This is a genomic window from Pseudoalteromonas sp. KS88 (genome assembly GCF_004766475.1).
GTDB lineage: Bacteria > Pseudomonadota > Gammaproteobacteria > Enterobacterales > Alteromonadaceae > Pseudoalteromonas.
In genome coordinates, this window is the sequence record NZ_PYHV01000019.1 from 137,332 (window position 1) to 159,656 (window position 22,325).

Genomic DNA, 22,325 nt, shown 5'->3' on the forward strand with positions numbered 1-22,325 from the left:
TTACTAGCTATGATTAAACTAAAGTCTAGTTGATTTAATGCATATTATTTTAACGCATTCATATATAAAACGTTAGCCATAACATTGATTAAACTCAAGGTTTATCTAGGTTTTGTTAGCAATTAGATTTTACAAAGGAATGTCGTTTTGAGTATGGTACACTCGAAGAGTTAAACCGTTAAACCAGCGACACCGAGGAGTCATGATGCAAAACAGTGTGATGTCACAAGTCCAAACAGGTCGAGAATACGCAAAAAAGTGGCCAATGCGCAAAGAACTTGCGCCTCTATTTGCTGAGTTTAAGGTCATAAAAGCCACTGAGCATGCAATTACAGTTATGCCGATACTGGCAATGCTGACATTATTTATGCAAATTAATTACCTTGGTAGTGATTTTTTACCGCAGGCGATCGCAGTAGCGTTGTTCTTTTTATCATTGCCGTTACAAGGTCTTCTGTGGCTAGGTAAGCGTGCAGAGACAACACTTGAACCTGCTATGGAACATTGGTTTAAAGAGTTACACACGAAAATGGTGGCAAATGGTTACCAAGGGTCTTTGGGTAAAAATAAACCACGTTATGCGGATCTGGCCCATTTACTTAATGATATGTTTGATAAAATGGACCGTGCTTTTACCAGAGAAAACCTCTAGGGTCTGTTAACCTTGAAAGGTCAACAAACCCTAGTCGACTTTTCTAAAATGACTTATATAAAACGATAAGGTGACAGTTTGCTCACCTTGTTTTTCTAACTCCTGCCAATGTTCAGGCCTAAACTTCCACGCGAACGGTGTCATGGTGATGAGGTTTTTAACGTCTTCAAACCCCAGTTTCACCTTTTGTTCAATCAAGTTTTGCTGGATTAACGTAAAGTTCTGCGGTGCAGCTACCGGCGTATGGGCGTTTACTTCTCGATAAATTTTTTGTTTTAGCTCTTTTAAGTGCCAAGGGCCAGGACTTGCTACAATTAATGACCCATTTTTGCTTAATAAACGGGTAAGCTCTTGTTCAAACAAAGGAGCGAAAATGCTAATAAGTACGTCACTTTGGTAATCAGCAAATGGAGCTTGGCTTATTGAAGCGACACTAAATTGGCAGTTTTCATAGCGTTTGGCGGCATATTTTATCGCAGACTTAGATATATCAACGCCATACATCTTACCTTGGCATTTGTTCGCAATTGCATGTGTGTAAAAGCCTTCTCCACATCCTAAATCAATTACATTTTTTGGCGATAGTTCAGCGACCAGTGTCGCGATTGCTTGTTGCAAAAACTGATAGTGCCCGGTGCTTAAAAACGCACGGCGAGCTTGCACCATATCAAGGTTATCACCAGGTTGCTTTGAGTTTTTATTTTGCACAGGCAAAAGGTTTACATAGCCTTCTTTAGCATAATCGAAAGTATGGTTATTATCACATCGCATTGATTTTTCAATTAGCTGCAAAGGCGATTGGCACAAAGGGCATTGATACGCGAGACTCATGAGTCTAGATAATCCTTGTCGTAAAATGTTTTCACCCAGTGCGGGCGATAAGTAATAAGTATTGAAATTGCCATGCCATTTAGCATCGCTTCAGGAAACCAAATAATGGCGCACAAGTATAAGTAATTTTCGCTTAATTCGTACCAATTATAGCTGCCTGAAAAATAGTAAAAGGCACTTACAGTGATTATTTTAACGCAACTGACTATCCCAGCGCATAAAAAACTGCAGATAAAGATATAAATAAAGAAATGACGAGGTAGTAGGTTGTAACAAATGATAAAAACACAATAGCTAAAGAGTATAGGGATAAATGCTGTTAATAATAAATGTAAGGGCAACTGTGCCAAGCTAAGTTGACCAAAGGCTACAAGCAGAACACTTGCAAAAGTTGCACTTAAAATAGCAAAGCGCCAACCAAGTACTAAAGTGATAGCGGTGATACCTAATATGTGTAGTTCAAGGCCAGGTAAAATACCCGCTTTAATCTGCCATAAAACACAAAATACGATTGCGCAGGAAAATACGCCCGTTTGACGTGCCGGGGTTTTAATAAGGCTTTTATAAAGTGCCTTATCAAAACTACCCCAGGCAATAACCCCAACCACAAGCCATAAAACTAACTGCATATTCGTGCTAATAAGCGCTGTGAGTTCAGGGTTATTAAACATCATAAACTAACTAAAAGTTGACCAAATAGGGGCATGATCAGACGGTTTCTCTATGCCTCTTAATTCGTAGTCAATACCTGCATCAGTACAGCGCGCAGCTAATGCAGGGGTTGCAAGTACCACATCGATGCGTAAGCCTCGGTTGTCATCGAACCCTTTAGAGCGGTAATCAAACCAAGAATATTGCTCACCTGTGTCAGGGTAAAGCTCACGGTAGGTATCTTTAAAGCCCCAATTCATTAACGTGGCTAGCCACTCGCGTTCTATTGGTTGAAAAGAGCATTTGCCGGTTTTTAACCAACGTTTACGGTTTGGCTCGCCAATTCCAATGTCTAAATCGGTCGGAGAGATATTTATATCACCCATGACGATGACATCTTCCTCAGCGCTATGATTATTATCAAGGTGATTCATAAGATCGGTGTAAAACTGGCGCTTATAAGGAAACTTAGTCTCGTGATTGATGTTGTCACCTTGAGGAAAGTATCCATTCATCACAGTTAGGTCGCGACCATTTTCTTGTGTGACGGTTACACTGATCATACGTTTTTGTGACTCTTCAGTGTCTGTAGCAAAACCTTTAAATACGGACTTAGGTTCACTTTTACACAGCATAGCCACACCGTAATGTGCTTTTTGGCCATGGAAATAAACGTGATACCCCATTTTTTGAATATCTTCTAAAGGAAAAGCTTCATCATGCACTTTAATTTCTTGTAAGCCGATAATATCTGGTTGATGTTTATCAATGATTGCTTGTAGTTGATGCAAACGAGCACGAAGCCCGTTGATGTTAAAAGAAATGACTTTCATATGTTTGGCCTAAAAGAGTATTTGTTTTGCTAAATTCTATCATCAAAATGAGCTTGATACATGTGCTTATTCATTACGTAAAGTTGGTTTAATGTTGTTCAAATGATGATTATTTATTAAACATTGTTAACCTTCCATTAAATAACAAATTAAATGAATTATTCAATTGATTTGTGCTTTTCTGTATATATAATGCGCGAAACAAACCCGTTCAAACCATTTTATACAGGTCAGTCATGAAAAAACAACTTTTAGCTATTTTCGTTGCAACAGTATCATTCTCACAGGTTACTCAAGCAGCTGAATATTTTAGTGCAGATAAAAAAATTGAATCAAAGTTATGTTCAATCAGTGCAAATGAAGGTTTCTCTGCGGCCCGCAAAGTAGCTTCTAAGCACGGTATTTTTTTATCGCGCTATTCGCAAAGCATTTTGTGTAATGGTGAAGATATTCGTTCAATTGCTAAAAAAGTTGAAATGAAAAACCGCGACGTAAAAATGATTCAAGTATTTGCTGAAAATGACCAAACTGAAACGCAATTGTGTATTACAGCTGTTAAAAAAGGTCTTGAGCCAGTTAGGGCAAAAATCGGTAACTTAAACTCACTGCGTTGTAATGGTGAAGTGGTGACTGATTTTGTTAAGCGTTACCAAAACGCTGCTATCTAATAGCAAAATTTGATTAAGAAAGCGCTTATACAGCGCTTTTTTTGTGTGTGAAACTTTTACAGGAAAGCTGAAAAGTTTTTATGGTTTCTTCAGGTTTAAATTTTACCTTGTTATATGTTGTTGATTTTTAATGATAAAGATTTTGGCTTGGTACTTGTATTAAATTAAGTGAATTTAATTTATTACAAGGAATCTCTTATGAAAAAGTTAACACTCGCATCTACTATTTTGGCTGCTCTTACCTTGAGTGCGTGTTCATCAAATGCATCAATGGACAAAATCAGCAGTGATTTTGGTAGTCTAGATAATGACAACGATGGATATATTTCAAAAGTAGAAGCCGACGATGATGACATTTGGTCACATTTCTCTAATATTGATACCAATATGGATGAGCAAATTAGTCGTGAGGAGTTTTCAACTTATACTCAGCTAAATACAGGTAAAGTAGCCACTGATAGTGAAGTGAGTGAATCAGCTTTCAAAGCAGAGATAGCTAAATTTGACCCTATTGAAAGTAATTTCTCTTCTTTAGACAACGACAGCAATGGGTATATTTCTGTTGTTGAAGCAAATGACGATGACATCGCAAACCACTTTGGTTATATAGATGCTAATAAAGATAAGCGTGTGAGCAAAAATGAGTTTATGAGCTACATCAGAGCACACGGTAGTGAAGTGGCTGAAGATGAAGCGCTTGAGATGTTGAAAAATAGTTAATTAAAATTTTTCCAATAAAACATAAAATGCCAGCATAGTCGCTGGCATTTTTTTTGGGTTTTTAGATAATAATTTTTCCAACAATCGGTGTATTCTGTCATAATGAGTGGTTAATCAGTTCCGCGAACATTAATTTATGGTTTTATAGATGGCAACAAAACGAGTAAGTGATGAGCAGCTCATTGAGATCATTGAAGCAGCGATTTTTGTTGCGCCAAAACCATTAAATAAACGATACATTAAAGACACCGTATTAATTGATTTGAGTGTGTCTATGGCACGCGTGAATCAAGCACTAGAGCATATTCAAATACATTACCAAACACGTGGTATCCGTTTGGTTGAAGTCGCAAGTGGTTATCGTTTTCAAGCTTGTGAAAGCCTAGCACCTTGGTTAAGTAACTTATTCCAAGAGCGTGCTCCAAAATATTCACGTGCCTTATTAGAAACGCTGTCATTGATAGCTTATCGCCAGCCAATTACCCGTGGTGAGATAGAGCAAGTACGGGGTGTCGCTGTGGGTTCTGGTATAATGAAATCCCTGCTTGAAAGAGAGTGGGTACACGTCGTCGGTTATAAAGAAGTTCCTGGAAAACCAGCTCTTTATGCAACGACAAAACAATTTTTAGATTATTTTTCGTTAACTGGTCTTGATAACTTACCTGAACTGCCAAAGCAGCAAATAAGTAAGATTGATCAGTTATTGAGTGATCCTTCTGTGAGAGAACTATCCGAATGAGTATACAAGGTGAAAAGCTACAAAAAGTCCTCGCGAGAGCCGGTGTTGGTTCGCGTCGTGAAATGGAAAAGTACATCGATGCTAATCGTGTAAGTGTAAACGGTAAAGTAGCAAAGTTAGGCGATCGGGTTGAAGAAACAGATCAAATCCGTGTAGATGGGCATACCGTAAAAATAGAAGAGAAAGCAGAGCGTATTTGCCGTGTAATTATGTATAACAAACCTGAAGGGGAGTTGTGTACGCGTAAAGACCCTGAAGGTCGCCGTACTGTATTTGATCGCTTGCCGCGTATTGATGGCGAACGCTGGATAGCGGTTGGACGATTGGACATCAATACAGCTGGTTTAATGTTGTTTACCAATGATGGTGAATTAGCTAATCGTTTGATGCACCCAAGTTATGAAGTTGAACGTGAATATTCTGCCCGCGTATTTGGTGAAGTGACTAACGAGACTATTAAGAACCTCACTAAAGGTGTTGAGCTTGAAGATGGCATGGCTAAGTTTTTAAACATTAAACCACTGGGCGGTGAAGGTATTAACCGTTGGTATAATGTGACACTTACAGAGGGACGTAATCGTGAAGTGCGCCGTTTGTGGCAATCTCAAGAGGTTGAAGTGTCAAGATTGATACGTATTCGTTACGGTAAACTAGAGCTGGATAAACGCTTGCCACAGGGTGGCTGGAGTGAGTTAGATTTAGAGACTGTAAATTATTTGCGCAAGACAGTTAAACTAGGTCGTGAGACACAAACTAAGCTCTCAGTTATGCCTGAAAAACGCAAAGATAAACGCGCGAAGATAAATCAGATTCGTAAGGCTGTTAAAAAACATAACAACCGAGTTAAGCAAACTAAACGTCGTTAATTGATAGCGTTTAAAGAAAGCCGCAAATTGCGGCTTTTTTCGTTTTTAACCTATGCCGGTTTTTTTGTTTGAGCGTCTAATGATTGCCCATTTACCGCATTAGAATCGTCACTCATTAAATATAAATATGTAGGCATTAAGTCTTCAGGTGTAGCAAGTTTATCTCTGTCCTCACCAGGGTAGGCCGTTGCACGCATTGAAGTACGCGTTGCGCCTGGGTTGATACAATTGATTCGGATATTTGTTTTACCGACTTCTGCAGCCCACGTTTGCATCATACCTTCTACTGCAAACTTCGAAATTGCATATGCACCCCAGAACTCTCTTCCCTCTCGTCCCACACCTGAAGAGGTAAATATAATTGAAGCACTGGGTGATTTACGAAGAACAGGGAACATATATTTAGTGATCATTGCTTGTGCGGTTACATTCACTTTCATGATGTTATCAAATGTTGATGCACAAAAATGTTCAAGTGGACCAAGTGCCCCTATAATGCCTGCATTATTAAGCAGGCCATCTAATTTGCCAAATTGCTGCTCAATGGTTGCACCTAAATCACGGTAGTTTTGTTTTGTAGCGCCTTTTAAGTCCATAGGAACAATTGCAGGTTTTGGATAACCAAGTGCGACAATTTCATCGTATACACATTCAAGCTTTTGCGTGGTTTTTCCAAGAAGAATTACAGTCGCACCGTGTTTAGCATAAGTTATAGCTGCTACTCGGCCTATACCGTCGCCGGCACCAGTGATAAGAATTACTTTGTCTTGCAGTGCGTTATCTGCCGCTTTATAAGTTTGCATAATAGGGTACCCAAAGAATCAATTTTTGTGATTTTAACATAGCAAAACACCAAGTTATCGAATTTATTGTAAAATTAGGTGGCGAAAGTCGAAACTTTACGTTAACTTTAACTGGTCTAATGTCTCATTAATAAACTTATTACAATATTTTAACCATTATATGACTGTAACTTTGGCATTATATTTGAAACATTAACTACACTAATACAACTGAACACACAATAAAAATAAGATTATGCGCGGAGCAAATCATATGAAAAAAATGCTACTCTCACTCTCAATTACCGCTGTACTTACTGGTTGTGGCGGCGGTGAAACGTTAGAAGATGTTAAAAACGACGCACCACCGATTATCCCTACTGCAACAGTAAGTTTTGATCCATCAAACGGCGTTATCTCTGTACCAAATGATTTATTAATGAGCGGTACTCAAGACGGTACTTTAAATATTCCAGGGGAGCTTGATGATGACGGTGTATCAATTCCTCGATCTGCATATGCAAATCCGTCCTTTGCCTTAGGAGCTCTTGACGGATGGTCTAGCCAAGTACCGTACAAAATTGACTTAGTTATGCCATCGTTTATGAGTGACGATGTTCCAGATGGTGTTAGCTTAGATGCAGCGTCTGCTGGTGCACCAGGTTCAGTACGAATTTTTGAAGTTATTATGGGTGCCAGTTTAACAGATGCAGAATGTTCTCAAGCACCTGCAGGCGCTGCATGTAAACTTGTAGGTGAACTTACTTTCGGCGAAGATTTCATTACCCAAGCAAGTGGTGATGGTGTTGCAGTAATCCCTCTTAAGCCTTTCAAGGCGGGTAGTTCATACATCAACGTTGTTACGACTAATTTAAAAGACTCACTCGGGCGTTCTATTGAGCCATCTTCCACGTATGGTCTAGTTAAACAAGAAGCTCCGCTTGTCACTGAGTCTCAGCTTGCATTACAAGGGGCCGTTAATAGCTATGAAAATGTAGTTGTTTCAGGTGGCAGTATTGCAAAGGATGAAATTATTTTCTCTGCTGCAATGACCATTCAATCAGCAGGACCGGTCCTAAGCACAATTAAGTCATTACTAGCAGCTAGTTTATCTGAGCAAAGTTTACCGACTCCTGCAGTTCAAGTACCTGAACAGCCAATGCTTACTGTGACTCAAGTTTTTGCTTCTCAAAACATTACCGGTCTATCACCGGTATTTTCGGGTGTTCAGTATCAAAAAGGTAATGTGATGTTACCTATGTATTTGTCTACACCAACAGGTAAAGAGATCTCAGACTTAGCTGCTACATATTGGCAAGGTATGTGTGATAACGCTGTAGCAGTGATGGGTTATAAAGCAGCTGCTGGCGAAGCATTCCCAACTGACCCAATTTCGACAAATGATGCAACGTGCGCTGCGTTAAGTGAGGGACGTTTACGTGACTTAGGGCTAGACAGCACCAAACATTTAACAAAGTATAACTCTATTCCTAAAGTACAAAGCATGGCAAATGTACCAGTGCAAGTCACTAAACCTATTTTGCCTGTTTTAAACGGCATACGTGCCCAAATAGGTATGGATGAGTTAATGATGCCTGAGGGTGGTTGGCCTGTTGTGATTATGCAACATGGTATTACATCGAAAAAAGAAGATATGCTTGCACTAACAGCTGCTTTGTCGATGCAAGGTTTTGCAACAGTTGCAATAGATCACCCAGTTCACGGTGAACGTGGGATTGATGTTGACGGTGACGGAACTGATGATTTTAATGCAAGTACAGGATCTGTTCTTGCGTATATGAACCTTCAATCATTGCTTGTTGCACGAGATAATTTAAGGCAGTCTTCAGCTGACCTATTGGGCTTACGTCTTGGTCTTAATTTCATTAATGATACATCTTTAAATACAATGGATGTTTCATTTATTGGTCACTCATTGGGCTCGGTTGTGGCACCGGCCTTTATTAGCCAAGCAAATAACCCGCTTGCAGAGCAAGTTGACCCGTTATTCAATGTAAAATCTGTTGCACTGGCGAGCGGTGGTGGTGGTTTAGCAAGCTTCTTGCTTGAATCAGCAAGCTTTGGGCCATTTGTACAAGGGTCTGTTTTAGCGTCTGCAGGTACAGCAGAGTCAGCTGAGTTTATTAGCTATATGTCAAATGAAGCTGTTTCTAACTGTGGCGCTTTAGCTGGAAACCAACAAGCCTTTATAAGTTGCGCGTACAATGAATATGTCACCTCATTGACAGTGGGTGGCGAGACTTCAAAACTTGCTAACATTCAAGGTGTAATGACCCAGTTTGCGTTTGCCTCTCAAACTGCATTAGACAGTGGTGATCCAACCAACTATGCAGCAGCCGTTAATGCCCTTGGCACGCCTGTATATATGAATGTGGTTGTAGGTGATGGCGAAGGTAATAAGAAAGACCAAGTAATACCGCCAACAACATCGATAAACCCGATTGCAGGTTCACTGCCTTTAGCTAAAATGATGGGCTTAATGACAGTGGCTCAGTCGCAAGCACCGACCGAAGACGGTATGAGTTATCTAGTACAGTTTACCAAAGGCCATCATGGCTCAGTCCTTACTCCAGCGCCTGCTGAAGGGTCAGGGGCTACAGTTGAAGGTAGCGCGGCTGCAAACACAGAGATGCAATTACAAATAGCAAGCTATTTAGCAACTCGTGGTAAAGCATTATTAGTTACCAACACTGATGTTGTAACGAATTAAATCTAGTTTAATCCAATCCAACCAATAAAAAGCCACTGAAAAGTGGCTTTTTTGTGTTTGATTGGCATGTTAGTTTAAGTTCAGTTAAATTAGAGCAAATTTATTTTGGAGATGGGCGTTGGAATTTCTTTACGAGTACGGTTTATTTTTTGCAAAAACAGTTACCTTTGTAATTGCGATAGGTGTTATCGCAATTATTATTGTTGGTTCAGCAGTAAAGCCTAAGGCAAAAAAAGGTGAGATAGATATTGAAGATGTGTCAGAACAACTTGATGATTTAAAATCAAGCTTTCTTGAAAATACACTTTCGAAAAAAGCACTAAAAGCGCATCACAAAGCTGAAAAAGTAAAAGCAAAACAAAACAATGATGATGAGACATCTAAACCTCGATTATATGTTATTGATTTTAGTGGCAGTATGGATGCTCATGAAGTCGATAGTTTAAGAGAGGAAGTCACTGCGATTATTTCAATAGCTGACCCTAAGCAAGATAAAGTGCTTGTTAGGCTCGAAAGTGGTGGTGGGGTTGTGCATGGATATGGTTTAGCCGCCTCACAATTGCAGCGCTTAAAAAGCAAAGGTATCCACTTAACTGTTGCGATAGATAAAGTTGCTGCAAGTGGTGGGTATATGATGGCCTGTGTTGCAGATGAAATAGTGGCAGCGCCATTTGCTATTGTGGGATCTATTGGTGTAATTGCACAAATTCCTAACTTTCATAAAATACTGAAAAAGAACGACGTAGATTTTGAACAAATAACCGCTGGTGATTATAAGCGAACATTGACATTATTTGGCGAAAACACCGATAAAGGACGTGCGAAGTTTAAAGAAGAAATAGAGCAAACTCATGGTTTGTTCAAACAGTTTGTAATTGAACAGCGCCCCAGCTTAAACATTGACGCTGTAGCTACAGGAGAGCACTGGTTCGCTACTCAAGCAATTGAAAAAGGGCTTGTTGATAAGATAGAAACAAGTGACGACACGCTTTTAGGGCATCAGCAATTACGTCAAATTTATAAAGTGCAGTATAAAATCAAAAAGTCACTCAGTGACAAGTTCGCGGTGGGTTTGAGCAACGCGGTGAACAAAACAGGTGTTTCGTTACTTTCTCGGTTTAAAAGCATGAACCCTTAATTTCCTTTAGATAATAAAAAACCCGCATCACAGCGGGTTTTTTTATTATCTAACCTACATTATGAATCAGTAGGCTTTCGATAATCTTCTAACTCTTTTGCAGCATTAGGGTCATTAAATACAGTTTCATCTAATTGGCCTTCGGACTTTGCAACAACACAAGTGACCATACAGTCACCGGTTACGTTCACGGCTGTTCGAGTCATATCGAGTAAACGGTCAACACCGATAATAATTGCAATGCCTTCTACAGGTAAACCTACTTGGTTAAGCACCATTGCCAGCATGATCAAACCAACGCCTGGAACACCAGCAGTACCTACAGAGGCTAAAGTTGCCGTTAATATAACCATCAAATAATCAGACAGGGTTAAGTCAACACTGAATACTTGCGCTATAAACACAGTTGCAACACCTTGCATAATCGCCGTACCGTCCATGTTTATGGTTGCACCCAAAGGAACGGTAAATGAAGCGACAGAGTTATTGGCACCAAGCTTCTTAGTTGCTGTTTCTAAAGTGATAGGCATAGTGGCACTGGAGCTTGAAGTACTAAAAGCGAATAAGCACGCATGGCGCATTTTCTTTAAGAAAGTAAGGGGGTTCAAGCCTGTTAATAGCTTAAATAAAATCGAATAATTAACCAACGCATGGATAAATAATGCAACAACGACAACACCAAAATATTTGGCCAAGCTAACAATTAGGCTTAATTCTATGGTTGTGAATAATTTTGCCATTAAACAAAATACGCCATAAGGAGCAACATTCATCAATAACGTAACTAGTTTTAAAATAACGGCGTTTAAATCTTCAAACATCACAGCTACACGTTTACCAGTGTCTCCACTAAGTGCCATTGCAATACCGAAAAGTAGTGCAAAAACGATAACTTGAAGCATATTGCCACTGGCCATTGCATCAATTGGGTTGGTAGGAAACATACCTATGATGACTTGAGCAAGTGTTGGTGCTTCTTTAGCGCTATATGCAGCCTCTGTAGGTAAGTTAATACCTTCGCCTGGATTAACTAATAGCGCTAGCGTCATAGCTACGGTTATTGCAATCGCAGTGGTAATTAAATATAAACCAATCGATTTACCCCCTAAACGGCCTAATTTTTTGGGGTCACTTAAACTGCATGTTCCGCATACGAGGGAAACAAATACTAAAGGCACTACCAGCATTTTTAAACTGGCGATGAATATTTGACCACCAATATGAAATAAACCATCTACAAAAAAGCTTTTAATTGGCAAAGAGAATAATCCAAGAGGGATTAGATAATCGTCTTCGCCAGCTAAAATTGCCTGGAATATAAAGCCTACAGCCACACCCAAGGCCATACCAATCATTATACGTGTTGTTAAACTCATTGAACGGATTTTCGACATAGTTACAATCTATTTTTATAAATTTGCCATAGCCTAACAGTATGCAGATTTTTATACAGAAAAAATCGATAAATATGTAAAAAAAAGTTTGATAAAAAAAACAACAAATAAAGTCTTAAAAAGTTGTGATTTTCGTGCCAGATTTAGGTTAATATTGGGTAAATATATTATTTCAATAATTAATAACAAACGCTAGGGAGAGGTCAATGCCTTTTATGCGATGGCTAAGTGTTGTGCTATTCAGTTTTTTACTCACTGCATGTGGTGGTGGTGGAACCATTGAAAAAGAGGGGGAGACGGCAGCTGCTTATACCCTTGCTGTACAAGGGTATTCCTCATCAACGGGTGAAGAGTCCAATGCAGTAACTCGCGGCGCTTCTTTACAAATTTTAGCGCAACTAAGGAATAATAATAATCCAGTTGCGGGTGAGCGAATAAGTTTTAGCTTAGCTGATGGTGTGGGTATTTTAGATCCGATCTCTGGTACTGCGGTAACTGATAGTAATGGTATCGCACGAATTAACATTACAGCGGGTACGGTAGAGGGGGCGGGTGAAGTTTCTGCGTCAATTAGTATTGGCGGTGCTTCCTATTCTGATTCATTTGCATTTAGCTCAAGCGGTGATCAAAATCAAGTTCCTGAAGAAACGTTTACTTTAACTTTGCAAGGCTATACAGAAGCAGGGTCACAATTATCAAACAATGTAGCTAGTGATACCCCACTTGATATTAGAGCAACGCTTAAACAAGGTGAAACAGCTGTTTCAGGTCAACGAATCACATTTTCTTTGGTTGATAATATTGGCTCATTAACACCAAGCTCAGGTACAGCGTTAACAGGCAATGATGGTATTGCTCATATGCTGCTTACAGCAGGTTCAGTTGCGGGGGCGGGAGAGATAACGGCTCGCTTCACCTTCAATGGTATTGCGTATTCAAATTCATTTGCATTCACTTCAGCAGGGGATGCAACAGGTAACGGCACTATTTCGCTTGTTCTTGATATTGTAGATCAATCTGGCGCTGCTTTTACTGATGAAAATCCTGTTAGCAAAGATAACAAAGGCATAGTAACTGCCACATTAACGCAAAGCGGTGTCCCTTTAGCTGGAGAGCTAGTCCGATTTGAATCTAATTTTACTGGTAAAATTACACCAGAGTTGGGCACGGCCCTAACAAATGAAAACGGTCAAGCTAAAGTAACTTTAAGCAGTGGCCTATTAAAAGGTGCAGGCCAAGTTGTTGCATCTTATACCTCGAAAGAAAATGTGGGTATAACACAAACAATCGGTTTTATATCTAGTGGTGATGATGCATCCGTTGAGACTGCGGTAGCCAGTGTAGATGTTAAGCTATTGCAAGGTTGTAATGAAGGATGGGATAGCAACCGTAATACGGTTTCTCTTGAAACTACATATTTGAGCTCTGGGTGTATTGAAGTAAATCAATTTTCATCTGAAGAGCTAATCGATGTATTAGTTAAAGTAACCGATACCAGTTCTGGAGATGGTTTTGCAGGAATTATAAGTGAAACAACAACGGATTTGGGTAGTTTACTACCAGAGTCAGGTAAGGCTCTAACAGATAACTTTGGCTTTGCGCTATTAAAGCTGCAGCCTGGTGCAAATAGTGGGGCAGGTCAAATAACAGCCACATCTAAAACAGCATCGAATCAAAAAGCATTTGAAATTGCGACCGCTGATTTAACAGTTACAATCGATAATGGGCTTTACAATCAGTTGGATGCAGATGGCAATATCATTGAAGATGAGTTTATCCCATTAGGTGCAGGTGCAACGACTGTTATTACTGTAAAGATATTTGATACTGCTGGTAACCTTGTTGTATCACCGCTTGATGTTGAGTTTACGTCAGGGTGTGTACAAAACAATACCTCGGTTATGGATACTAAAACCACGAGTGTTAGTGGTGTAGCAACTGCTACTTATCGCACAGATGGCTGTAATGCAGCGCAAGGTGACACAGTCAGAGCAAGTGTATTAACAGGTGGAACACCTGTTATAGCGACAGTTAATATTCCAGTATCAACAGCCCCAATTGAATCAATTGAATTTATCGACGCAAGCGAACCAGTCATTGCCCTTAAGGGAACGGGTGGACAAGGGCGTTCGGAAACATCTGAAATCACTTTCAAACTTAAAGACAAAATAGGTAAAGAAGTTCAAAGTAATAGAATGGACTTTCGCTTGAGCTCAACCAACGGGGGTATTAGTTTATCCCACTCAAGTGTTTTCACCGATGCTGAAGGTTTAGCCCGTGTTCAAGTAAACGCTGGTTTTGTCCCTATGGCTGTTCGCGTACAAGCTTGTTATATTCCCGAAGATCAAATACCGGCAGAGCAAACAAATAACGTTACCTGTTGGCAAGATCTTTACCTTGAGTGTTTAAAAGATGAAGCTGATAGAGCACCAAATACCGCATGCCCAACTGGCGATTTATCCCTTGTCGCCCTTGATGAACAAGTCACAACTGTATCGGACTTAGTGTCAATTAGTTCAGGTTTACCTGATGGGAATAGTTTTACTGCAGGCTCTGCGATTATTAATATTGAAGCGCTTGACTATATTGGCGATTTAAATGAAATATCAGTTTACTTAGCAGATCACTTTAACAACCCAGTGCCAGATGGTACCGCCGTGTATTTAACAACCGAAGGTGGTGCGGTAGGCACACTAGACAGTGATGCTTTTAACCCTCAGTTAGAGTGTAGAACTGTTGATGGAGAATGTAACGCTCAGTGGCGAAGCCAAAACCCGAAACCATTCACAGAGCCTAAATGGGGCAACCAAATTAGTTCAATAAACCCTAAGACCAATACTATTAACTGTGATTTATACTTTAATACCGCAGCACCTTGTATGGCAGGTATTTTAAATGCAGCGACATTCGAAAATGGAGTACCATTGGGTGGACGCGCAACAGTATTAGTTACCGCAAAGGGTCAAGAGTCGTTTATTGATATTAATGGTAATGGCCGTTTTGATACTAACGAATATTACAGCGGCTATGACTTAGCTGAAGCATTTGTTGATCACAATGAAAATGGTGTATATGACGGTTTAGCTGCAATTTATAACCCAATAACAGCTGAAGTTGAACAAGATGCTCGCTTTTGTCAGGAAGGGGATGCAAATGATCCATGTAGCCCAGAAAATACCAACGCCGGTCAATTTGAGGAAAATTTTGATATAGACCTCAATGGCATGCACACATTGGCTGACGGTAAATACAATGGCCTTCTGTGCACAGAAGCGGCAACATCGCCATCACCAGGTGATACTTTCGAAACATTGTGTACTAAAGATGTTGTTGATGTACGTGAATCATTTGAAATTATTATGTCTGGCAGCCAAGTTTATAGCCGGTTTGTGGTATTAAAAGCGGAGCTTCGAAATCAGTTTTCATCTCGCTTAACTGAGATAGAGCTCGATGATGAGAATAATCCAATACTGGATGGCGATGGAAATACTATTTTAACTCCTAATGCGGTTCAATTAGAGGTAGATATTGATAGTTGTAACTCTATTTATGGTGTTGCAGGCGAGAGTTCAACAGGGCTTGTGGTTGCTTTAGAACCTACGGCGCAATCTGATTATTGCGATTTAGGAACGATTGACTTAACACCAAGTGATAATAATGAGCTAGCAGCATTATCATTCGCTCTTTATTACTCAGACCGTTATAACAACCCAATTCCTTCAGGTACTGCTGTTGCAATTAGCACTGATAATGGTAAATACAGTGGTTCAGCAGGCTTTGCTATGTTAGAGAGTGCCGCAACAGCTGCGCATGGTATTGGTTTATCAATCAGCCGTGAGGCTGAGCCAAATAAAAGCACAAGTGGGTTTTTATCTATTGTGTTTACAACGCCAAAAGAAGTAGAAACCACTGCTCAATTGGCAATTAGAGATGCCGGTTAGGCGTATAGCAGCCTATCCTTTTTGATAAAATGCCAACCTTTCGGTTGGCATTTTTGTTTCTATTCTATATATTCCTCTGCAAATACAAAAAAACATCCTTTTGTCTAAATTAAACACAATAATTGTTTAATTAATCATTAAAAGTAGAAAAGTTTCTATTAAAAGCTTGTAACAATTGGTGTTTGTAGATATACCTATAAATATTCGCGCCCAAAATGGGCTAAACACATTTAAAATACTTGGTTAGAAATAGGCAACTATGGGCAAATCGCTAGTAATTGTAGAGTCTCCTGCTAAGGCTAAAACAATTAATAAATATTTAGGAAACGATTTTATCGTCAAGTCCTCAATTGGACATGTACGAGATCTTCCTACCTCAGGTTCTGGCAAAACCAAAACAGCGCCAACTAAAACGCCAGCTGAAGTGCGCAAAATGTCTCCTGAAGATAAAGCAGCTTATAAAAAGCAGCGTGATTACACTAACCTAGTTGCTCGAATGGGGATCGATCCTGAAAAAGGTTGGGAGCCACATTATGAAGTGCTACCAGGTAAAGAAAAAGTAGTTCAAGAACTCAAAAAACTCGCTGAAAATGCTGACCAAATCTATCTCGCAACGGATTTGGATAGAGAAGGGGAAGCCATTGCATGGCACCTCGAACAGATTATTGGTGGCGAGCCAGAAAAATATAAGCGCGTTGTTTTTAACGAAATCACTAAAAATGCGATTCAACAAGCGTTTGAAACACCCGGTGAACTAAACACTGATATGGTTTACGCCCAACAAGCGCGCCGCTTCTTAGACCGCGTTGTGGGCTTTATGGTGTCGCCACTATTATGGGCTAAAGTAGCTCGTGGTTTATCAGCGGGCCGTGTTCAATCTGTTGCGGTACGTTTATTAGTTGAACGTGAGCGAGAAATAAAAGCATTTATCCCAGAAGAGTTTTGGGATATCCACGCAGATGTAAAGAATGCAGAATCTAATTTACGCCTTGAAGTTGCTAAGCAGGGTGACAAACCATTCAAGCCTGTAAATGAAACACAAACTATGGCGGCAGTGGCCTCTTTAGAAAACGCTGAATATAAAGTTATTAGTGTTGATGAAAAGCCGAGTAAAAGCAGACCAAGCGCCCCATTTATAACCTCTACAATGCAACAAGCAGCGAGTACACGCTTAGGCTATGGTGTTAAAAAGACCATGATGCTCGCTCAACGCTTGTATGAGGCCGGTTATATTACTTACATGCGTACTGACTCGACTAACTTGTCAAAAGACGCTGTAGGCATGTGTCGTGATTATGTGGTTGAACAATACGGTGCTAAATATTTACCTGAAAATCCAATTAACTATAGCTCAAAAGGCAACGCGCAAGAAGCGCATGAGGCTATTCGCCCATCTAGCGTAACAGTATTGTCTGGTCACCTTGAAGGTGTAGACCCTGATGCGAAAAAACTGTACGAGCTAATTTGGCGCCAATTTGTGGCGTGCCAAATGGTGCCTGCAGAATACGATTTGACGACGCTTACTGTTGCAGCGAATGATTTCCATCTCAAGGCCAAAGGGCGAGTACTTCGCTTTGATGGTTGGACACGTGTGCAACCTGCGGTTCGTAAAAAGAATGAGGAAGATCAATCATTACCTGCGGTTAAAGAAGGTGAGATACTTACGTTAATTGAACTTGATCCTAAGCAACACTTTACGAAGCCGCCTGCGCGTTTCAGTGAAGCTAGCTTAGTTAAAGAGCTTGAAAAGCGTGGAATTGGCCGCCCATCTACTTACGCGTCTATCATTTCAACAATACAAGATCGCGGCTACGTTCGTGTTGAGAACCGCCGTTTCTTTGCTGAAAAAATGGGTGAAATAGTTACCGACCGTCTAGTTGAAAACTTTACCGATTTAATGAACTTCGATTTTACTGCAAAAATGGAAGGACGTTTAGATGATATCGCTGAAGGTGAGCGTGTTTGGACCCAAGTTTTAGATAAGTTTTACGCCGATTTTTCTACCCAACTATCTATCGCCAGCGGCGAAGAAGATGACGGTGGTATGCGTAAAAATGAAATGGTCGAAACAGACATTGATTGCCCAACATGTGCACGCAAAATGGGTATTCGCACAGCCTCTACAGGCGTTTTCTTAGGCTGTACAGGTTACAACCTGCCACCAAAAGAGCGCTGTACCACTACTATGAACCTAGTATCAGGTGATGAAGCGGTTGCTGCTGATGTAGAAGATGTTGAAACTGAAACGTTAATGCAGATGAAACGTTGCCCAATCTGTGAAACGGCAATGGACTCATACTTGATTGATGAAACACGTAAATTACATGTCTGTGGTAATAATCCAGGTTGTAAAGGTTACGTGATTGAGCAAGGCACCTTTAAAATAAAAGGGTATGACGGACCCATTATCGAATGCGATAAATGTGGTTCTGATATGCAGCTTAAATCGGGCCGTTTTGGTAAATACTTTGGTTGTAGTAATGATGAGTGTAAAAACACACGTAAATTATTACGTAACGGTGAAGCTGCGCCGCCAAAAGAAGACCCAGTACAGTTACCTGAGCTAGAATGTGAAAAGTCGGATGCTCATTTTGTATTGCGCGATGGGGCAGCAGGTATTTTCTTAGCTGCAAATACATTCCCTAAATCACGTGAAACGCGAGCACCAAAAGTTGAAGAACTTCATCGTTTTCGTGATCGCATTTCGCCTAAGTTCTATTATTTAGCTGATGCACCTGCAAAAGATCCTGACGGTAACCTAGCGATTGTACGCTATAGCCGTAAGAATAAAGAGCAGTATGTTATGACAGAGGTTGAAGGCAAGGCGACGGGCTGGACAGCACACTATAATGCTGGAAAGTGGGTTGAAGAGGCGAAGAAAAAAGCCGCACCTAAAAAGAAAGCAGCCGCTAAAAAGGCACCCGCTAAAAAAGCAGCGCCAAAAAAGGCTACTACAAAAACTAAAAAAGCTACTGAGTGATATATGAGCACCTAAGGTGCTCATTAATATTACACGCGAGCAATAAAAAAACCGAGATTCACACCCTTGTGCAATCTCGGTTTTTTATGATTAAGCGAATTTAATTAAATTTTTACGTCGGTCACTTTTTTATAGCCTTCTGCTGTTAATTCATCATTAACGCACTTTAAAACGTATGGCTTAAGCTGTGCATCGCCGATGTCGTCATCTTTAGCCCAATCTAAACACATTTCTGTGAATTCTTGGATTATTTCTTCAGGCGCATCAACGGCGTCTTCTGCGACAGCAAACGTCGCAACAACGCTAAAAAGTGTCGCAATAATAAGGGTCAGCATTGTTTTGTTCATGTGTTCATTCCTAATAGTAGTTGTTAGCCAAAGAGAAATGCTCAGTGGGTGATGTGATTCTTAATTGAAACGCTTATAAAGGGAAACGAAATATTTTTATCGTTAAGATGAAATTTATACCGAAAAGAAAAACACCCTAGTGTTTGTATCAAATAACAAACTCAGTTAAAGTCAGCGTTTTATAAAATGATGAACAAAATGGACAATCAAACCCCAACAAACCCCAAGCGACAAGCAGGCAGAGCCGAGCTCGCACTAGAAACATTTATATTTCGTGGCCGCTGGTTACTTGCCCCTTTTTTTGTTGGGCTATTATTTGCCGTTATCTTATTACTGATCAAATTCTTTAAACAGTTATATTTAATGGGCATTGCTACGTTTACAGCCACTAATGAAGAACTATTAGTCGGAATTTTAACGCTAGTCGATACGGCGCTACTAGGTGGGTTATTGCTCATAATTATTTTTAGTGGTTATGAAAACTTTGTATCGAAACTTAATATCGATAATCATGAAGATAGACCCGCTTGGATGGGGAAGGTTGGTTTTTCAGGCCTGAAAATGAAACTTATAAGCGCTATTGTTGCAATATCTGCTGTAGAATTATTGAAAGTATTTATTAGCGCGTCATCATATTCGAGTGAAGAGCTTATTTTGAAAGTCGCTATTCATATCACGTTTGTCGTTTCTGGTGTGTTGTTCGCACTCACAGATTATATTAATAGCAAAACAATTAACCACTAATTAAATTCATCAGGTAGGCTAAAAGTCTAGCCTACCTCGACACTTTAAATTATTTAAAAATAGCGCGCCACATTGCTTTTAAGCTAGGCTCCTTACCATACATATTCATCCCCATTTTAAATATACGCGCTGCAAATATGCGTAAGTAATAAAAACAACCCGCACTAAGTAATAACGATAAAAGTGGCTGCCAAAAAGGTAAATCAACAAGTGACATCCTTACAGGCATCACTGCAAAGGCCGTGAAAGGTAGGTAACTTAGCACAATACTTATGAGGCCATTAGGTTCGTCCATAATGAAAAATGCAATGGCAATAGGCGCTATTGGCAGCATCATTAATGCACTTTTACTACTGTGGTTTGGATCATCAATTCCTGCCGCAATGGCAGCCATAAACGCAGCACAAATAGCGAGGCCGAATACCGCAAACGCGACAAACCACGGAAGCATTGACCAATTAACAAAACTTAAGCTCAGAGGTTGTTGCTTTATTATTACAGTAAAAAATAGCATAGAAAGAACAATTGATATAAGTGTGCCTAGCATAGTTTTTACGGCAAGTAATATCTGACCTGTTAGTTTGCCGTCAATCCAAGTTTGTGGCGTCATTGTCGCCATTAGTTGCTCTGTCACGCGGTTTTGTTTCTCGCCTGTAATACTGACAAACAGTTGACCAAATACGCCAAACATAGCAACAAACAATAAGATCAATACCCCAAAGGCTGTGTAAGTTTGCCCTTTGTCAGCTTGGTTTTTTAACAGCTCATTAAGTACTGTATGTTCAATATTTATGTTCTCGGCCAAACTATCTTGTTGCTGTTGAGTCAAATTCAGCGCGTTGAATCGTTGTTGTTGTAACGCAGCGTTAATATTTGAGGTTAAAGACGTTTGCCATGCTTCTTTTTCAAAGGTTATTAATGTGAATGTGTTGTCAGCGGCATCGTATTTAAGCGCTCCATCAAATTCATTTTGATCTAAGTCTTTAACGACTAAGTTTATATCTTCAACGTATTTAAACTTGAACCTTGGGTTTAATTGGTCGAAAAGTTGTTGCTTTGTATTAGTCGCCAATGAGTACTGTTTATTCAGGTCGGTTCCATTTGCAGCAAAAAAATAGATAATAACCGCGATTAGCAACATAATGAGCTTGGAAATAATTTCTTGCTTTAACTTAAAAAAATGCAAGAACTCCCATTTAGCCACAGTCCAAATTTGCTGTGGCGTAGATACATTTTTATTTGTCATCATTTTTCTCCTGGTGAGCGTGCGAATTATGCTCGGCAACAGCCTGAAGATAAATAGCATGTAGTGATTGTGATTGATTTTTTAACTCAGTAATATCACCCAGCTTAAGCAGTTGCGGCAGCACCTCATTGAGTGATTGTTGCTCAGTTAACGAAATGGTTAATCGCATTGAAGACAGCTGTTTGATGGCGCAGGTAAAATTAAGCTCTTCAAGTTGTGTTTTCTCAATAGTTTCGCTAAAACTGACATCAATCATATTGTTGTTGTATTGAGTAAAGATCTCACTTAGCTTACCGTATAACACGCTTTGGCCTTTATTAAGCAGCAGCACTCTGTCGGCTAGTTTTTCTACCATAGCCATTTGGTGGGCACTGAGTATTACAGTCATACCTTGTTGTTTCAGCTCAGCTAAAAACTCCACCACCAACTCTTGGTTAATGGGATCCAAGCCAGAAAAAGGCTCATCAAGTATTACCCATTTAGGTTCATGCAATATGGCTGTAATAAGCTGAACTTTTTGCTGGTTGCCTTTTGATAAAGACTTCAACGGGTCATTTAAACGATCGTATAGGCTAAACTTCTTCAACCAATGTTGGCACCGCTGTTCAAAATCTTGATTCGACACACCATGTAACAGCGCAAAAAACTGTAAGTTTTGTTTTAATGTTTTTTCAGGGTATAACCCTCTATCTTCAGGTAAGTAACCTAAGAGTTGTGCAGGGATTGATGAATAATATTGATTTTCATCAACAAGCTTAATTTCACCAGCATCTGGGTAAGTAAAGCCAACCAACATTTTAACCAATGATGACTTTCCGGCCCCATTTGGGCCAAGCAACGCAAATATTTCACCTTGCTGAACTTCAAACGACAGTTTGTCTACTGCATTTACGCTAGCATAATGTTTTTCTAAGTGCGAAATTGTTAATGACATAGTAGCTCTACATTATTGTTTTCTTTATCATAATGGGTACGCCCAGTGAATAAAAATATATTTTGTAAGTAAAAGTGTAAATAAAGAGTAGAAATGCTAAAATTTCGTGATATATCGCGAGAGCATTT

The 22,325-nt window shown here is 39.8% G+C and carries 18 protein-coding genes; 10 read left to right on the forward strand and 8 right to left on the reverse strand.

Going from position 1 to position 22,325, the window contains the following annotated elements; genetic code table 11:
- Window positions 1–205: 205 nt before the first annotated feature.
- On the forward strand, window positions 206–652 hold the full coding sequence (gene yfbV / locus C7Y70_RS12830; protein WP_099296012.1) for a terminus macrodomain insulation protein YfbV: 447 nt from the start codon (window positions 206–208) through the stop codon (window positions 650–652).
- Between the two features lie 30 nt (window positions 653–682).
- Here the strand turns inward: yfbV and rlmA are convergent, their stop codons facing one another.
- The 3 genes from rlmA to xthA are packed head-to-tail and all read right to left on the reverse strand — an operon-like array spanning window position 683 to window position 2,967.
- Entirely contained in the window at window positions 683–1,483 is an 801-nt protein-coding gene (gene rlmA / locus C7Y70_RS12835) for a 23S rRNA (guanine(745)-N(1))-methyltransferase (RefSeq protein ID WP_135475202.1), read from the reverse strand.
- Complete coding sequence (locus C7Y70_RS12840; RefSeq protein ID WP_245321505.1) at window positions 1,480–2,157, reverse strand: energy-coupling factor ABC transporter permease; 678 nt, start codon at window positions 2,155–2,157, stop codon at window positions 1,480–1,482. The genes rlmA and C7Y70_RS12840 overlap by 4 nt, the downstream gene beginning before the upstream one ends.
- Window positions 2,158–2,160: 3 nt before the next feature.
- Window positions 2,161–2,967, reverse strand: a complete 807-nt coding sequence (gene xthA / locus C7Y70_RS12845; protein ID WP_135475203.1) for an exodeoxyribonuclease III — start codon at window positions 2,965–2,967, stop codon at window positions 2,161–2,163.
- Window positions 2,968–3,203: 236 nt separating this feature from the next.
- Between xthA and C7Y70_RS12850 the strand changes: the two genes are divergently transcribed.
- From C7Y70_RS12850 to rluB, 4 genes are all read left to right on the forward strand, one after another.
- Entirely contained in the window at window positions 3,204–3,635 is a 432-nt protein-coding gene (locus C7Y70_RS12850; protein WP_099296009.1) for an exonuclease III, read from the forward strand.
- Window positions 3,636–3,833: 198 nt separating this feature from the next.
- Window positions 3,834–4,355 (forward strand): calcium-binding protein, encoded by a 522-nt coding sequence (locus C7Y70_RS12855; protein WP_099296008.1) that lies wholly within the window; start codon window positions 3,834–3,836, stop codon window positions 4,353–4,355.
- 148 nt (window positions 4,356–4,503) lie between these two features.
- Window positions 4,504–5,094 (forward strand): SMC-Scp complex subunit ScpB, encoded by a 591-nt coding sequence (gene scpB, locus C7Y70_RS12860; RefSeq protein WP_135475204.1) that lies wholly within the window; start codon window positions 4,504–4,506, stop codon window positions 5,092–5,094.
- Window positions 5,091–5,960, forward strand: a complete 870-nt coding sequence (gene rluB / locus C7Y70_RS12865) for a 23S rRNA pseudouridine(2605) synthase RluB (RefSeq protein WP_087534338.1) — start codon at window positions 5,091–5,093, stop codon at window positions 5,958–5,960. The genes scpB and rluB overlap by 4 nt, the downstream gene beginning before the upstream one ends.
- 50 nt (window positions 5,961–6,010) lie before the next feature.
- On the opposite strand, the gene C7Y70_RS12870 is transcribed toward rluB, so the two are convergent.
- Complete coding sequence (locus tag C7Y70_RS12870) at window positions 6,011–6,763, reverse strand: YciK family oxidoreductase (RefSeq protein ID WP_099296006.1); 753 nt, start codon at window positions 6,761–6,763, stop codon at window positions 6,011–6,013.
- 253 nt (window positions 6,764–7,016) lie between these two features.
- Between C7Y70_RS12870 and C7Y70_RS12875 the strand changes: the two genes are divergently transcribed.
- Complete coding sequence (locus C7Y70_RS12875; RefSeq protein WP_135475205.1) at window positions 7,017–9,473, forward strand: VolA/Pla-1 family phospholipase; 2,457 nt, start codon at window positions 7,017–7,019, stop codon at window positions 9,471–9,473.
- Window positions 9,474–9,591: 118 nt separating this feature from the next.
- Window positions 9,592–10,611 (forward strand): protease SohB, encoded by a 1,020-nt coding sequence (sohB, locus tag C7Y70_RS12880; protein WP_135475206.1) that lies wholly within the window; start codon window positions 9,592–9,594, stop codon window positions 10,609–10,611.
- Window positions 10,612–10,670: 59 nt separating this feature from the next.
- On the opposite strand, the gene C7Y70_RS12885 is transcribed toward sohB, so the two are convergent.
- Window positions 10,671–12,005: a dicarboxylate/amino acid:cation symporter gene (locus C7Y70_RS12885; protein WP_135475207.1), complete on the reverse strand. Its 1,335-nt coding sequence runs from the start codon at window positions 12,003–12,005 to the stop codon at window positions 10,671–10,673.
- A 206-nt stretch (window positions 12,006–12,211) separates the two neighbouring features.
- Between C7Y70_RS12885 and C7Y70_RS12890 the strand changes: the two genes are divergently transcribed.
- Window positions 12,212–15,946 (forward strand): hypothetical protein, encoded by a 3,735-nt coding sequence (locus C7Y70_RS12890; protein ID WP_135475208.1) that lies wholly within the window; start codon window positions 12,212–12,214, stop codon window positions 15,944–15,946.
- A 259-nt stretch (window positions 15,947–16,205) separates the two neighbouring features.
- The gene (gene topA, locus C7Y70_RS12895) at window positions 16,206–18,926 is read left to right on the forward strand and encodes a type I DNA topoisomerase (RefSeq protein ID WP_135475209.1); all 2,721 of its coding nucleotides are present in this window, start codon (window positions 16,206–16,208) and stop codon (window positions 18,924–18,926) included.
- A 104-nt stretch (window positions 18,927–19,030) separates the two neighbouring features.
- Here the strand turns inward: topA and C7Y70_RS12900 are convergent, their stop codons facing one another.
- Window positions 19,031–19,273: a hypothetical protein gene (locus C7Y70_RS12900; protein WP_135475210.1), complete on the reverse strand. Its 243-nt coding sequence runs from the start codon at window positions 19,271–19,273 to the stop codon at window positions 19,031–19,033.
- Between the two features lie 198 nt (window positions 19,274–19,471).
- Between C7Y70_RS12900 and C7Y70_RS12905 the strand changes: the two genes are divergently transcribed.
- Window positions 19,472–20,017: a TIGR00645 family protein gene (locus C7Y70_RS12905; protein ID WP_099296021.1), complete on the forward strand. Its 546-nt coding sequence runs from the start codon at window positions 19,472–19,474 to the stop codon at window positions 20,015–20,017.
- A 49-nt stretch (window positions 20,018–20,066) separates the two neighbouring features.
- Here C7Y70_RS12905 and C7Y70_RS12910 read toward each other — a convergent pair whose 3' ends face one another.
- Both C7Y70_RS12910 and C7Y70_RS12915 read right to left on the reverse strand, forming a co-directional pair.
- Window positions 20,067–21,266: an ABC transporter permease gene (locus C7Y70_RS12910; protein WP_167850820.1), complete on the reverse strand. Its 1,200-nt coding sequence runs from the start codon at window positions 21,264–21,266 to the stop codon at window positions 20,067–20,069.
- The gene (locus C7Y70_RS12915; RefSeq protein WP_135475212.1) at window positions 21,253–22,197 is read right to left on the reverse strand and encodes an ATP-binding cassette domain-containing protein; all 945 of its coding nucleotides are present in this window, start codon (window positions 22,195–22,197) and stop codon (window positions 21,253–21,255) included. Before C7Y70_RS12915 ends, C7Y70_RS12910 begins: the two co-directional genes overlap by 14 nt.
- Window positions 22,198–22,325 lie beyond the last annotated feature (128 nt).